This window comes from Hydrogenovibrio halophilus DSM 15072 (assembly GCF_000384235.1).
In the GTDB taxonomy this organism is placed as follows: domain Bacteria; phylum Pseudomonadota; class Gammaproteobacteria; order Thiomicrospirales; family Thiomicrospiraceae; genus Hydrogenovibrio; species Hydrogenovibrio halophilus.
Genome location: NZ_KB913033.1, coordinates 75,402 through 89,097 on the forward strand (window position 1 = coordinate 75,402; position 13,696 = coordinate 89,097).

Here is a 13,696-nt window from a genome sequence, read left to right on the forward strand (position 1 = left end):
TTTCCTTCGTGATTGGTTTAAAATGGTCACAATATTTTACGCGCACGCGACAGGAAAGGACAGCCCATGCGACAGATTATGCTCGACACCGAAACCACCGGTTTCAACCCGGAAACCGGCGACAAAATCATTGAAATCGGCGCGGTGGAACTGGTCAAACGCAAATTGACCCACAACAACTATCACCAGTATGTTCACCCGGAAAGGAGCGTGCCGGCCGATGCGATTGCGATCCATGGTATCACCGACGAATTTCTGCAGGACAAACCGGTTTTCGCCGAGATCGCAGACGATTTTATGAACTTTGTTCAGGGCGCCGAACTGATCATTCACAATGCCCCGTTTGATCTGGGCTTCATCAATCACGAGCTGTCACAACTGCCCGACAACCGTTGGGGCAAAATCGAAGACCATTGCCAGATCACAGACACTCTAAGACTCGCCAAAAAACATTACCCCGGCCAACGGGCCTCACTGGACGCCCTGTGCAAGCGACTGGAAATCGACAATTCCAACCGAACCCTGCACGGCGCCCTGCTCGATTCGGAAATTCTGGCGGATGTGTATTTGAGAATGACCGGTGGGCAGACGGATCTGGGGTTGAATCAGGACGATGCCAGCGCCAACGCCCGCTCGGAAGAGGTTCGCATCCAGCGTCAGCAACCGCTCAGAGTTGTGCGCGCCAGTGAAGACGAGATGGCCGCCCACAACAGCAAGCTGGCCGAAATCAGGGAAGCCAGCGGCAAGGATCTGGCGTTTTAACCAAGCTGTTATTTTAACCAGGCCTGGTGTGATCGTTCAACGCGTCCATGGCTTCGTTGGCCAGATCGTCTGCCAGCTCGTTTTGCGGGTGTCCGGCATGGCCTTTGACCCACTCCCAGGTCACCTGATGACGCCCAACGGCTTGATCCAGCGCCTGCCAGAGTGACCGATTCTTGACCGGTTTTTTCGCCGCCGTACGCCACTGATTACGCTTCCAGTTGGCCAGCCACTGAGTGATGCCGTTTTTGACGTATTGTGAATCGGTGGTCAGCACCACCTCGCAGGGTCGTTTCAGCGCTTCCAGCGCTTCAATCGCTGCGGTCAATTCCATCTGATTGTTGGTGGTTTCGGGGGCACTGCCTTTGAGGCATTTCCGGTGGCCGTCATACTCCAGCACCGCACCCCAGCCACCCGGCCCGGGATTGCCCCGACAGCCGCCATCGGTATAAATAAACACTTTTTTCATTCAAACAGCTTCTTTTTTTGTTCGCATCGGGCACCATCGTAACCTTCCCGACTGGGGTTGGCCGCCACAGGCCCCGGTCGTTTCAGCCCCAGCCAATCCGTCAATCGCCAGTTCAGCCCCACTGGTGTGGGCGCCGACACGCGCTTTTTGGCGTGCAGACAATACAGATTGCCCAGACTCTGCCCCGGTTTGCGCTGGCCTTGATCGAGACCTTGCTGCCACGCGGTCACCCGTTTGTCGGACGGCTTGCCGAAACAGGTGACAGGCGTGTAATTGATCCACTCGATGTCGTAGCCCAGCAAACTCAGCCAATCCACCAATCGATGTGCCCGAATCAGGTTGGCCCGGCCAAACGCCTGACGATGTTCGCCCAACCGGTGGCGCAGGGTCAGACAGCCCCAGGGGTTGAAACCGGTCACAATCAAGTGCCCTTCCGGAATCAACACCTGATCAATCTGACGCAACAGATGATAAGGGTCCAGCACCGATTCCAACGTATGCGGCAGCACCACCGCATCCACACTGTCCGGTTTCAACGGCAGGTAATCGATGTCGGCCTCAATCCCCATCAGTTTCTGACCGGCATTCCGTGTCAGGGACTGGTCCATCAGAATGTGATGACGCGCCCGATTGCCTTCCAGCATCGAATGCGGGCAAATGCGCCCCAATTGCACCAGATAAAGGCCGAACACATGCGACAGTGCCTGCGAAAGCAGAATCTGCTCTTGACGCAAAAGCGACCGGTTGTTTTTAAGCTGAAACCAGCGCAGCAAAAAGCTCTGAAAGGCCGTATTCGTCATACCCAATCGCGATTGTTTTGTTAGAATACAGCCATTATAACAACATCACTTCATCGCGTATGCACATCCATCGACTGCCGACACGCTCCGACAATTACACTTGGGTCATCACTCAAGCCGATCCGGCCCGAACGCCACAGACGCACTGTTACGTCGTGGATCCGGGCGAAGCGGCTCCCGTGCTGGATCATTGCCGCGAACACGGTCTGTCGGTGACCGGCATTCTGATCACCCACCACCATTATGATCACGTCGATGGGGTTGCCGGTTTGCAACAGGCTTTTGCCAATGCCGCCGTGATCGGCTTCGGCCAGGGACCGTTCGGCGACCGAATTACCCAGCCAGTCAAGGACGGCGAGACCCTTTCCGTTCTGGGTGAGTCCTTCAAGGTGATCGAAACCCCCGGTCACAGCGATGACCATGTCTGTTTTTACCATCCTCAGGCGCTGTTCAGCGGCGATGTGCTGTTTGCCGGAGGCTGCGGCAAGATTTGGGATTTTCCGCCGGAAAAAATGCACCGCTCGCTGATGGCACTCAACGCCTTACCGGGGGACTGTCTGGTGTATTGCGGCCACGAATACACCTACGCCAACCTGATGTTTGCGCACATTGCCGAGCCCGACAACCAGGCCATCAGCGAGCGGCTGGAGCGGGTGCGTACTCTGCGCCAGAACGACCGATGCACCGTGCCCTCCCTGTTGTGCGAAGAAAAAGCAACCAACCCCTTTCTGCGCTATCTGAACACGCCTCTGGAACGCATTCTGATCGAACGATTCCCGGCATTGGCCCACCTGTCCCAGGACGAACCCGAAGCGTTTTTCGCTCAACTGCGCGCCTGGAAGGACCAACTTGATGCCACCGACGAACTGGAAAAAGGACTGACCCTCTAAATGAAACGGCGAGTAACTGGCTTTTTGCAATGGATGCCCCGACCCTTGAAATGGTCCGGTCTGGTCGTGGCACTTTCTGCCATGACGGGCTGCGCACAACTCTCATCGGTGCAGTCATCCGCCTCGGACAACCCAACCGCCGACGCTTCCGCTGCGTCCGCCACAGGCAAGTTGCCCATTGAGGATGCGCCCTTTGAAGCGGCTTATCAGACCCTGTCCATCGAAACCCTGGAAACCCTGACCCTTCAGGGGCTTTACCGTTTGCAGTCACTGACGCTGGATTCGGACGACACCACCGGCCTTGATCAGCTTTATGTGTTTTCCGACCCCAAGCCGGTGTACGACAACCTCTGGGACACGATTGGCGACCACCTGTTTCTGACGCCCGCCAACACCCACAATTATCAGGACTACATTCAGTCCTATCTGAACAAAAAAGCCTATCTGCAACGGGTTTCCAAGCGCGCCAAGCCCTATCTGTATTTCATCCTGCAGGAAATCCAGAAACGCCAGATGCCATTTGAAATGGCCCTGCTGCCGATTGTGGAAAGTGGCTATTACCCTTATGCCCGTTCCTACATGAGTGCGGCCGGCTTGTGGCAGTTCATGCCGGCCACCGGTTACATGTATGGCCTCAAACGCAACTGGTGGTATGACGGCCGCCACGATGTTTACCGAAGCACCCTGGCCGCTCTGGATTACCTTCAGTCGCTGTACAAACAAAACAACTACGACTGGCTGCTGGCACTGGCGTCCTACAATGCCGGTTATGGCAATGTGCGAAAAGCCACCCGGAAACTGCATCGTGTCCGCCCGGATGCCCCCGTCACTTTCTGGAACCTGCAGCCCTATCTGCCACGGGAAACCCGACACTACGTGCCCCAGCTTCTGGCCATCTCCCACATCATCGGTCAGCGTGAACGTTATCAGGTACCGCTCGAACCCGTCGCCAACAAGCCTTTTCTGGCTGCGATTGACATCAGAGGGCAGGTTTCCCTGCAAAAAGTGGCTCAGCAGACCGAGGTGTCGACCAAGTTGTTGAAAAACCTCAACCCCGGTTTTCTGCGTCAGGCCACCCCGCCGGATGGTCAGCACAAACTGGTGTTGCCTCTGACGGTGGCCGAACGCTTCAATAACGATTACCAGCAGGCCCCGGACAAATACGCGGTCAACTGGCGGCGTCACCAGATTCGCAACGGCGAAAACCTGGGCGTGATCGCCCAGCGTTATGGCACCCGCGTGGCTTTGATCAAGCAACTCAACAACATGCGCTCCGATTTCATCCGCGCCGGAAAAACGCTTCTGATTCCGGTACCGGGCGGCGAAAGCGGCACCCAACTGGCCAGCCGCAGCGGCTCTGACAGCTACCGCCACACCGTACGCCGTGGTGAAAGCCTCTGGACCATTGCCCGCACTTACGACACCTCCATCGACCAACTGGCCAGATGGAACGGTCTGTCCCGCAATGACACTCTGCGCCCCGGACAGAGACTGCGCATCCAAATGGACGGGTCGTCGTCGCGTAAGATCTCCTACACCCTGAAAAAAGGCGAAAGTCTGTGGGTCGTAGCCCGAAAATATCAGGTCACCACCGATGATCTGTGCAAATGGAATGGCGTCAGTGCCAACGATGTCCTGCAACCCGGCACCGAACTGCAAGTCTGGATCAAAAGTTAAACTTCATGATGCGCAAATGGGCTTTTTTTACCAGGCCTGGTTACCATGAGCATTAACGTTCAGCGAATTCTGTCAGCACTGATTCTGAACCTGTTACTCGGCGTTTCGGCGAACGCGGCCATCGACCGGAGTCAACTGAGCGATCCGCAAAGAGGCTTTCTTGAAGCCTACGAAGCGATCAAAGCCAACGACCGCCCCTTGATCGCCCGCTACAAACAGTCTTTAAAGGACTATTCCTTATACCCTTATATTGTCTATCTGGATTACAAATACCACCTGTCGGTCACCCCCGATCGCCTGGTCGAATACTTCATTGAACGTCACTCCCCTCAAAGCCCCTTGCCCCGACGCCTCAAAGACGACTGGCTCAGAAAACTGGGCAAGCAGAAAAACTGGGCGCTGTATCTCAAGCACTTTGAGCCGGATGAATACCGGGCCAAGGACCTGCAGTGCTATGCCTTTCAGGCCCGCCTGGCCAAAGGTCAGACCCAAACACTGAATGACGATCTGCTCGCATTCTGGCAAGCCAATCTGACCTTGCCACGGTCCTGCCAAAAGCCGCTGACTTACCTCAGACAAAACGACTTGATCACCGGCGCCCGAGTCTGGGACAAGGTTGCCCGCGCCATGCAGAAGGGCCACACCAAAACGGCCCGTCGCCTCGCCAGAGACCTCTCGGCCGCCGATCAGAAGCAACTGGATTTCTGGATTGCGGTCTACCGACAGCCGAAAAAGATCGAAAACGCCATGCCGGACCACATCACCCCGGTCATTCGCAAACAGATTTTCAAGCAGGCGCTGCACCGCATCAGCTACAGCGATCCGGAAAAGGCTTTGTCCGCGCTTGCCCTGCGCACCGAACAATACGGTCTCGGCCAGAAAGAACACGACACCCTGCACACCCGCCTGTCACTGCGCCTGGCTTATCGCCATCACCCCAAGGCCAAAGCATTTCTGAAGCAGGTTGACGCGCAGAACAAAAATCTGGATGCGATCCATTGGGAAATGCGCGTGGCCATTCGTGAAGGCGACTGGGAACACTATCTGTCGTTGTATGAACAACTGCCATTAACAGATCAGAAAGACGCTCGTTGGCAATACTGGCTGGCCAGAGCACTGGACGTGCTGAACAAAGACCCTGCTGCAACTAGAATCTGGGAAAACCTGGCAAAAACCCGCAGTTATTACGGTTTTTTGTCGGCCGACCGACTTAACCTGCCTTACCAGTTCAATCCGGCCGCTTCCACACCGACGCCACTGGCTGACCTGAAACAGAAGTACCCTCAGATCGAAGTCATGCAGGAGCTCAAGGCCATTGGCTGGCAAAGCAATCTCAAGCGTGAGTGGTACCACCTGCTGGATCAGCTTGACGAAGCCGATTTTGAAGGCGTGGCCAAACTGATGTCGCAGTGGAACCACCATTCACTGGCCATTCAGACCGTTTCCCGGGTTCAGAAATGGGACGATCTGGCTCTGCGCTTTCCCACGCCCTACAAAAAACCGATCCTGCAGGCGGCCAACGACAACCAGATTGATCCCGCCTGGGTGTATGGCGTCATCCGCCGTGAAAGCGCCTTTTCCGCCGACATCAGTTCACCGGCCGGTGCCATTGGCTTGATGCAACTACTGCCCAGAACCGCGCGTTACATCGGTCGCCAGAATGGCTTCAAAAAACGGGCCTATACCCATCTGACCCAGCCGGAATCCAACATCGCACTGGGCAGCGCCTATCTGCGCTATCTGATTGACAAATACCAGGGCAATCGGGTATTGGCCACCGCCGCCTATAACGCCGGCCCCAAACGCGTCGATGCCTGGTTACCGCAAGATCGCCCCCTGCCGGCGGATCGCTGGGTGGAAACCATCCCCTTCAATGAAACGCGCAAGTACGTCAAAGCGGTATTGGAATACACCACCATCTTCAAATCCAGCCTTCAGGATCGTTACGACCGACTTGAAAACGTCATGCCCATCATCCCGCCCAAACAATAAAGACAACCAATTTCAGACAAAAAAAAGCCCCGTTCAAAGACGGGGCGGAACATTACTTCAAATTTGAAATAATCAGAGGAGGATACTCATGAAGAAACATGAATGTCCGTATATTATTAGGAAGACCTAATATTGTCAAACCTTAATATAAATAAAATCATTGAGAAAGTCTGCGCTCATTGATTGCTTTTATGGCTAAACCCGCCGCCAGCGGGTGCCTTCCGGCCCATCCAGCAGTTCAATACCCGCCTCCAACAATTGATCCCGCACCGCATCGGCTCGGGCAAAATCCTTGTTTTGACGTGCCTGCGCCCGTTCCTCAATCAACGACTCAATCCGGGCTTCATCCAGAGCTGAGTCATCAGACTCACACGCTTGCGGCTGCCATTTGAAAAAAGCTTGCGGGTTTTCTGCCAGCAAGCCCAGCCGGGCACCCAGTTCCCGCAAACAATTCAGCAAAGGGGTACTGGGAGTCTTGTTGAGGGTTTTGGACAAATCAAACAACACCGCCAGCGCCTGGGGCGTATTGAAATCGTCGTTCATGGCCGCCTCGAATGCCTCGACCCAGTGCTTTCCATTGTCCGGATGGCCTTCTCCAGACTCTGGCTCGGTGTCAGGCACCGTATCCAGAGCCGTGTACAATCGATCCAGACTGGCTTTGGCCGACTCCAGCGTTTCTTCGGAGTAATTGACCGGACTGCGATAATGGCTGGCCAACAGAAAATAGCGCACCACTTCAGGATGATAAAGCTTGAGCACTTCGCGGATGGTGAAAAAGTTGCCCAATGATTTGGACATTTTTTCGTCATCAATGCGCACAAACCCACAGTGCATCCAGGTGTTGACGTAATGCTCGCCGGTGGCGCATTCGGATTGGGCGATTTCGTTTTCATGATGGGGAAAGCTCAAATCCAAACCGCCGCCATGAATGTCAAAATGCTTGCCCAGACAGTGCGTGGCCATGGCCGAGCACTCAATGTGCCATCCAGGTCGCCCGTCGCCCCAGGGCGATGGCCAGGCGGGTTCTTCCGGCTTGGAGGCCTTCCAGAGCACGAAATCCAGCGGGTCCTGTTTGGCGCTGTTGACTTCCACTCGTGAGCCGGACACCAGTTCATCCAGCGTTTTGCCAGACAAACGACCGTAATCGGGGTCGGACTTGACGTGAAAATAGACATCGCCATTGTCGGCCGCATAGGCATGCCCCTTCTCAATCAGGGTCGCAATCATCTGTTCGATCTGATCCATATACGCCGTGGCTCGGGGTTCCTGATCGGGGCGCAGGACATTGAGCGCGGCTTCGTCTTCGTGCATCGCCTCAACAAAACGTTCGGTCAGAGCCTGAACCGACTCTTTGTTTTCCAGCGCCCGCTGTATGATCTTGTCATCAATGTCGGTGATGTTGCGCACATAGGTCACATCATAGCCCTGCGCCCGCAGATGGCGCACCACCGTATCAAAGACCACCATGACCCGGGCATGACCGACATGGCAATAGTCATACACGGTCACGCCGCACACATACAGTCCGACTTTGCCGGGTTCAATCGGTTCAAATTCGGCTTTTTTCCGGGTTTCGGTATTGTAGATTTTCAGGCTCATGCTTTCTGGCTCCAGGTATCGCGCAATCCCACGGTTTTATTGAACACCAGCGCCTCGCCATTGTGGTTGTCCCGACAGAAATAGCCTTCCCGTTCAAACTGATAAGCCTGCTCCGGCTTGGCTGAAGCCATGTCCGGCTCCACAAATCCCCGCCGAATGGTCAGAGAATCGGGGTTCAGCACCGTTTTGAAATCGTCCTCTCTGGCCGGTTCCGGTACCTGAAACAGTCGGTCGTATTCGCGAAATTCCGCCGCCACCGCGCTTGAAGCTTCCACAAAATGAATCACGCCTTTGACCTTGCGCCCGTCCGCCGGATTCTGGCCCAGGGTTTCCGGGTCATAACTGGCATAAACGGTGGTCACCCGACCGTCTGCGTCGGTGTCCATGCGTTCGGCTTTGACCACATAAGCATTGCGCAACCGCACCTCTTTGCCCAGTGCCAGACGTTTCCACTTTTTGTTGGGCGCCTGCTCGATAAAGTCGGCACGGTCGATGTACACCTCCCGACCAAATTGAATGCGGCGCGTGCCCATGGCGTCATTTTGCGGGTGTATCGGTGCTTCCAGGGTTTCGGTCTGTGCTTCCGGGTAATTTTCAATGACCAGCTTGATCGGGTCCAGCACCCCCATAGTTCTGGGCGCGACCACATTCAGGTCGTCGCGGATCGCCGCTTCCAGAATCGCCATTTCGGTCAGCGAATCCACTTTGGAAATGCCGATCCGCTCGGCAAAGTCACGGATTGCGGCCGGGGTCACGCCCCGACGACGCAGGCCGGACAGGGTCGGCATGCGCGGATCGTCCCACCCGGAAACAATTTCTTCATTCACCAGCTGTTGCAACCGGCGTTTGGACATCATGGTATAGGCCAGATTCAGGCGCGAAAATTCATACTGATGCGGCCGGTCGGGACGGTTGAAAGCGTCCAGATGTTCCAGCACCCAGTCATAGAGGCGTCGGTTGTCCTGAAATTCCAGCGTACACAAGGAATGGGTGACCCCTTCAATCGCATCGGAAATGCAATGGGCAAAATCGTACATCGGATAGATGCACCATTCATCGCCCGTCTGGTGATGATGGGCAAATCGCACCCGATAAAGCGCCGGATCACGCAGACAGATGAAACTGGAAGCCATGTCGATTTTGGCACGCAACACGCACTCGCCTTCAGCGAATTCGCCTTTTCGCATGCGTTCAAACAGCGCCCGGTTTTCTTCGGGCGAGGTGTCACGGTAAGGGCTGTCCTGACCCGCTTCGGTCAGGGTGCCGCGATAGGCCCGCGTCTGCTCGGCATCCAGAAAACAGACATACGCCAGTCCCTTGTCAATCAGTTCACAGGCGCTGTCGTAAAATTTCTGGAAATAGTCCGAGGAAAATCGCGGGGCACCGGCCCATTCAAACCCCAGCCACTCTACGTCCGCTTTGATCGCATCGATGTAATGGGCTTCTTCCTTGATCGGATTGGTGTCATCAAAACGCAAATGGCAGTCGCCCTGATAATCCTCGGCCAGACCGAAATTCAGACAGATGGATTTGGCGTGACCGATGTGCAGATACCCATTCGGCTCCGGCGGAAAACGGGTCACAACACGCTGGTGCTTGCCCTGCGCCAGATCCGCGTCAATGATATTGCGAATGAAATTGGTGGTTTTGACCGTCTCGGTGTCAGCCGCTTCTTGTGTCATGAATGGGTCCTGTGTTGATCGCTCTGTGATTTGTTCTATGGTTCGTTCCGTGAATCAAAGATCGTGTTTTTGAATGAGCGAATTATAGCACAAAGCGCCGATGGCAAAACCGGCTGGCAGTGATCAACTCGCCTAGACACGGGAGAGCATGCCTTTGTCACCAGACGAATGCGAACATGCTAAAATAAGCTTCGTTTCCATGAATCATGGTTGCCACAACCCATGTTTTTCAATGACCGGGAGAGTCGCATGCGTACCATTTTGACCGTTTTTACCCTATTTCTGACCAGCATCCTGCCCTGGCAGGCCCAGGCTGCGGACAAGCCACAGGTGTTGATTGAAACCAGCCAGGGCAACATTGTGCTGGAACTCTACCCCGAGAAGGCGCCCAAATCGGTCGAGAATTTTTTGCGCTATGTGAACGAAGGCTTTTATGACGGCACCATTTTTCACCGCGTGATCTCGGATTTCATGGTTCAGGGCGGTGGTTTCACCCCCAACCTGCAAAAGAAACTGACCCACAGCCCCATTCAAAACGAAGCCGACAACGGACTGCTTAACCGGGTCGGCACCGTGGCCATGGCACGCACCAATGACCCGCATTCGGCCACCTCGCAGTTTTTCATCAACGTGGCCAAAAACACCTTTCTCGATTTTCGGGAAAAAACCCCTCGTGCTTACGGTTACGCCGTCTTTGGCCGGGTGATCAAGGGCATGCGCACGGTCAACAAAATCCGCAGCACCCGCACCGGCTTTAAAAACGGCATGGGCGATGTGCCCCTGGAACCGATCGTGATGGAAAAAGTCGTCCAGATCAAATAATCTCACCCCTTTTTACCAGGCCTGGTGATTTCTGCCAGGCCTGATTGTTTTCTTTACCCAGACGGATGAAACCGCTATGTCAACGATCGTTTTTGAAACCTCAATGGGCCACATCACCATTGAACTCGACCATGAAAAAGCGCCCATCGGCGCGGCCAACTTTCTGCAGTACGCACAGGACGGTTTTTTCAACGGCACCATTTTTCACCGGATCATCCCCGGCTTTATGGTGCAAGGCGGCGGCATGCTGCCGGGCATGGAACCCAAACCCACAGGCGATCCGATTGAAAACGAAGCCGACAACGGCCTCAAAAACGTGCGCGGCAGCCTGTCCTATGCCCGCACCATGGACCCGAATTCCGCCACCACTCAGTTTTTCATGAACCTGGTCGACAACGACTTTCTGGACCATCGCAGCAAGGACATGCAGGGTTGGGGCTACGCGGTATTCGGTCGGATCACAGACGGGCTGGACGTGATTGACCGCATGGCACAGGTGGACACCACCAGCCGTCGCGGTCATCAGGACGTGCCGGTCGAAGACATTGTGATCGAAAACACACGTATCGAAAACGCCGAGGACTCGTGACTCAGGCGCACAGCATCCGCTTAACCGCCGATGTGCATTTGTTGCCCGAAACCACGGCGATCTCCTCCATCAACCGGTCATTCCACCGGTTTCTGGACGACTGCCGTGATCGGCGCATCGACGCCTTGTATGTCTTGGGCGATCTGTTTGAAATGTGGGTGGGCGATGACATCGGCCTGCACGACTACGCCGTCAGCATCGAGAAGCTGCGCCAACTGAGTGACTCCGGCACCCGGATTTATCTGCTGGAAGGCAATCGTGATTTTCTGATGCGCCGGGCCTTTTATCAGGCCACCGGCATCCGGCAGATCAAGCCGCCATACCCTTTGCTTATGAGTGGAAAACACTGGTTATTGCTGCACGGCGACGAACTTTGCACCGACGACCGAGCCTTTCAGCGCATGCGCCGTATTTTGCGCAATCCGCTGGTGATGTGGGCGTTTCTGCGTTTGCCGGGGCCCACCCGTCAACGCATCGGACGGGCAATGCGGGACCAATCCCAAAAACAGGGCAGCAACAAACCGCAAAACATCATGGACGTCAGCCCGCAAGCGGTCGAACGCCTGTTGCAAACACACCCGCAAACCGATTGGATTCTACACGGCCACACCCACCGGCCCGGCATTCATGGCCGGCGCTGGGTACTGGGCGACTGGCGTCCCCAGGCCTGGTACGTGGAAGGAAGGACCGATCACGGATCGGCGTCATGGCATTATTGGCGATAAGCCTGCCACTGCCGGACGCTTTCAATCCAGCTTGAGGGGAAGCAACGCCAACGAGCCTGACACGCAACGAAAGCGCATGGATTCGGTCACCGTCCCGCTGCCGGTTTCACCGGCACAGTTCCAGTTCAGCGCCCAATCATACTGATACCGCAATTTGAACCGATCCTGCCCCAGAGACGTCACTTCCAGCAGCGTCAGCCCGCCATCAAACTGGGCAAAGTGGCTGATGTGAGACAAGTCCTGCATCAAGGACGGTTGCAGTGCTGTCTGATACTGGCGCAGCAGGTTCAACAACTGGCCGGACTCGGGCGGAGACGCGAGAGCCGATAACTCAGGCCACTCAAACAACGTCTGCATCAGAAGACCTTGGAGGTCAGCACCGAAGACTCGCCTTCGGAACGGGCAATGACCACGGCACCGACCGAGTCGCTGAACACATTCACCGTGGTGCGCATCATGTCGAGCAAACGGTCCACCACCAGCAACAGGCCAATGGCCTCAGCCGGCAGGCCCACGGCCACCAGAATGATGCTGATCGCCACCAGACTGGCCGACGGAATCCCCGCCACCCCAATCGACGTGGTCAGCGCAATCACCACGATCAACAGTTGCGTGCTCCAGTCCAGCGGCACCCCGAACAGCTGAGCAATAAAAATGGCCGCCACGCATTCGTACAGGGCCGTGCCGTCCATGTTGACGGTGGCCCCCAATGGCAGCACAAAACTGGAAACCCGGTTGGAGACCCCGGCCCGCTTTTCCAGCGCATTCAGGGTCACGGGCAAGGTGGACGACGACGAACTGGTGGAAAAAGCCGTCAACAGCGCCGGGGCCATGGCCTGATAATGCAGCCAGGGATTTTTGACCCCGCCCAGAAAATACAGAATCAGCGGCATCACCACCAGGGCATGCACCAGCAACGCCAGGGTCACGGTCGCAAAAAACAGGGCCAGATTGCCAAACTGATCAAAGCCGGTGTTGGCAATCGAGGCGGCCACCAACCCAAACACGCCGATGGGGGCAAACTTCATCACCAGTTGAGTGATCAACATCATTACCTCAAACACCCCTTCCCAGAAACGGGTCAGAGTCTGGCGCAGCTCGCCCTGCAACCGGGTCATGAAAAAGCCGAAAAGCAGACTGAAAAAGATCAATCCCAGCATTTGTCCCTGGGCGGCGGCATCGACCACATTGACAGGGATCATACGCAGAAACACCTCCACCACATCGCCCGCGCCCTTGCCTTCCACCGCAGCCATGACTTCGTGGTTGGTTTCCAGCACCGGTGCCGGACCGTCTGACACCCCCGGCTGCAATGCATTGACAAAAAACAACCCAATCAAAACCGCAATAAAACTGGTCAGCAGATAATACCCCAGCGTCTTACCGCCCAGCCGCTCAAACCCGCCGGCAGAACCGACCTTGCTGACCCCGGTCACAATCGCCGAAACCACCAATGGCACCACGATCATTTTGAGCGCATTGAGAAACAAGGTGCCGATGAAGGTCAATACCGCGACCACCGAGATCCCGGCGACCACGGTATCCGGCCCCACTGAGGCACCGACCAGTGCGGCCAGAGCCAATGCGATCAAAATTTGCCAATGCAATGCCAGTTTCATAGGGTTGCCTGCTATCCAGTCAATCAGAAAACGATGGGAGTCCTTTACACGAAACAAAGAACTCGGCGAATAG

At 55.7% G+C, this 13,696-nt stretch carries 13 protein-coding genes; 7 read left to right on the plus strand and 6 right to left on the minus strand.

What is annotated here, in order from left to right; translation table 11 throughout:
- Positions 1 to 66 precede the first annotated feature (66 nt).
- Complete coding sequence (gene dnaQ, locus A377_RS0100340) at positions 67 to 762, plus strand: DNA polymerase III subunit epsilon (RefSeq protein WP_019894065.1); 696 nt, start codon at positions 67 to 69, stop codon at positions 760 to 762.
- 13 nt (positions 763 to 775) lie between these two features.
- On the opposite strand, the gene rnhA is transcribed toward dnaQ, so the two are convergent.
- Positions 776 to 1,228: a ribonuclease HI gene (gene rnhA, locus A377_RS0100345; RefSeq protein ID WP_019894066.1), complete on the minus strand. Its 453-nt coding sequence runs from the start codon at positions 1,226 to 1,228 to the stop codon at positions 776 to 778.
- A complete protein-coding gene (locus A377_RS0100350; protein WP_019894067.1) occupies positions 1,225 to 2,028 on the minus strand; it encodes a methyltransferase domain-containing protein in 804 nt (267 codons plus the stop codon). Before A377_RS0100350 ends, rnhA begins: the two co-directional genes overlap by 4 nt.
- A 59-nt stretch (positions 2,029 to 2,087) precedes the next feature.
- Here A377_RS0100350 and gloB point away from each other — a divergent pair, with 59 nt between their 5' ends.
- The 3 genes from gloB to A377_RS0100365 are packed head-to-tail and all read left to right on the plus strand — an operon-like array spanning position 2,088 to position 6,587.
- Positions 2,088 to 2,918, plus strand: coding sequence for a hydroxyacylglutathione hydrolase (gloB, locus tag A377_RS0100355; protein ID WP_019894068.1), 831 nt, complete (start codon positions 2,088 to 2,090; stop codon positions 2,916 to 2,918).
- A complete protein-coding gene (locus A377_RS0100360) occupies positions 2,919 to 4,595 on the plus strand; it encodes a lytic transglycosylase (RefSeq protein ID WP_157760646.1) in 1,677 nt (558 codons plus the stop codon).
- Between the two features lie 45 nt (positions 4,596 to 4,640).
- Positions 4,641 to 6,587, plus strand: a complete 1,947-nt coding sequence (locus tag A377_RS0100365; protein ID WP_019894070.1) for a lytic transglycosylase domain-containing protein — start codon at positions 4,641 to 4,643, stop codon at positions 6,585 to 6,587.
- A 195-nt stretch (positions 6,588 to 6,782) separates the two neighbouring features.
- On the opposite strand, the gene cysS is transcribed toward A377_RS0100365, so the two are convergent.
- Positions 6,783 to 8,186 (minus strand): cysteine--tRNA ligase, encoded by a 1,404-nt coding sequence (cysS, locus tag A377_RS0100370; protein ID WP_019894071.1) that lies wholly within the window; start codon positions 8,184 to 8,186, stop codon positions 6,783 to 6,785.
- Positions 8,183 to 9,868 (minus strand): glutamine--tRNA ligase/YqeY domain fusion protein, encoded by a 1,686-nt coding sequence (locus A377_RS0100375; protein WP_019894072.1) that lies wholly within the window; start codon positions 9,866 to 9,868, stop codon positions 8,183 to 8,185. The genes cysS and A377_RS0100375 overlap by 4 nt, the downstream gene beginning before the upstream one ends.
- Positions 9,869 to 10,117: 249 nt before the next feature.
- Here A377_RS0100375 and A377_RS0100380 point away from each other — a divergent pair, with 249 nt between their 5' ends.
- The 3 genes from A377_RS0100380 (at position 10,118) to A377_RS0100390 (ending at position 12,004) form a co-directional block, all read left to right on the plus strand.
- Positions 10,118 to 10,690, plus strand: coding sequence for a peptidylprolyl isomerase (locus A377_RS0100380; RefSeq protein WP_028485140.1), 573 nt, complete (start codon positions 10,118 to 10,120; stop codon positions 10,688 to 10,690).
- Between the two features lie 76 nt (positions 10,691 to 10,766).
- Positions 10,767 to 11,279, plus strand: coding sequence for a peptidylprolyl isomerase (locus A377_RS0100385; RefSeq protein ID WP_028485141.1), 513 nt, complete (start codon positions 10,767 to 10,769; stop codon positions 11,277 to 11,279).
- Positions 11,276 to 12,004 carry a UDP-2,3-diacylglucosamine diphosphatase gene (locus A377_RS0100390; protein ID WP_019894077.1) on the plus strand — a complete coding sequence of 243 codons (729 nt, stop codon included), beginning with the start codon at positions 11,276 to 11,278 and terminating at the stop codon, positions 12,002 to 12,004. Before A377_RS0100385 ends, A377_RS0100390 begins: the two co-directional genes overlap by 4 nt.
- Before the next feature lie 21 nt (positions 12,005 to 12,025).
- Here A377_RS0100390 and A377_RS0100395 read toward each other — a convergent pair whose 3' ends face one another.
- The gene (locus A377_RS0100395) at positions 12,026 to 12,361 is read right to left on the minus strand and encodes a hypothetical protein (RefSeq protein ID WP_019894078.1); all 336 of its coding nucleotides are present in this window, start codon (positions 12,359 to 12,361) and stop codon (positions 12,026 to 12,028) included.
- On the minus strand, positions 12,361 to 13,623 hold the full coding sequence (locus tag A377_RS0100400) for a dicarboxylate/amino acid:cation symporter (protein WP_019894079.1): 1,263 nt from the start codon (positions 13,621 to 13,623) through the stop codon (positions 12,361 to 12,363). The genes A377_RS0100395 and A377_RS0100400 overlap by 1 nt, the downstream gene beginning before the upstream one ends.
- Positions 13,624 to 13,696 lie beyond the last annotated feature (73 nt).

What these genes read in the sequence shown, in the direction of transcription:
- rnhA (WP_019894066.1), bottom strand. Translation starts at nt 1,228, where the DNA reads ATGAAAAAAGTGTTTATTTATACCGATGGCGGCTGTCGGGGCAATCCC.
- cysS (WP_019894071.1), bottom strand. Translation starts at nt 8,186, where the DNA reads ATGAGCCTGAAAATCTACAATACCGAAACCCGGAAAAAAGCCGAATTT.
- dnaQ (WP_019894065.1), top strand. Translation starts at nt 67, where the DNA reads ATGCGACAGATTATGCTCGACACCGAAACCACCGGTTTCAACCCGGAA.
- A377_RS0100380 (WP_028485140.1), top strand. Translation starts at nt 10,118, where the DNA reads ATGCGTACCATTTTGACCGTTTTTACCCTATTTCTGACCAGCATCCTG.
- A377_RS0100395 (WP_019894078.1), bottom strand. Translation starts at nt 12,361, where the DNA reads ATGCAGACGTTGTTTGAGTGGCCTGAGTTATCGGCTCTCGCGTCTCCG.
- gloB (WP_019894068.1), top strand. Translation starts at nt 2,088, where the DNA reads ATGCACATCCATCGACTGCCGACACGCTCCGACAATTACACTTGGGTC.
- A377_RS0100350 (WP_019894067.1), bottom strand. Translation starts at nt 2,028, where the DNA reads ATGACGAATACGGCCTTTCAGAGCTTTTTGCTGCGCTGGTTTCAGCTT.
- A377_RS0100375 (WP_019894072.1), bottom strand. Translation starts at nt 9,868, where the DNA reads ATGACACAAGAAGCGGCTGACACCGAGACGGTCAAAACCACCAATTTC.
- A377_RS0100365 (WP_019894070.1), top strand. Translation starts at nt 4,641, where the DNA reads ATGAGCATTAACGTTCAGCGAATTCTGTCAGCACTGATTCTGAACCTG.
- A377_RS0100385 (WP_028485141.1), top strand. Translation starts at nt 10,767, where the DNA reads ATGTCAACGATCGTTTTTGAAACCTCAATGGGCCACATCACCATTGAA.
- A377_RS0100360 (WP_157760646.1), top strand. Translation starts at nt 2,919, where the DNA reads ATGAAACGGCGAGTAACTGGCTTTTTGCAATGGATGCCCCGACCCTTG.
- A377_RS0100400 (WP_019894079.1), bottom strand. Translation starts at nt 13,623, where the DNA reads ATGAAACTGGCATTGCATTGGCAAATTTTGATCGCATTGGCTCTGGCC.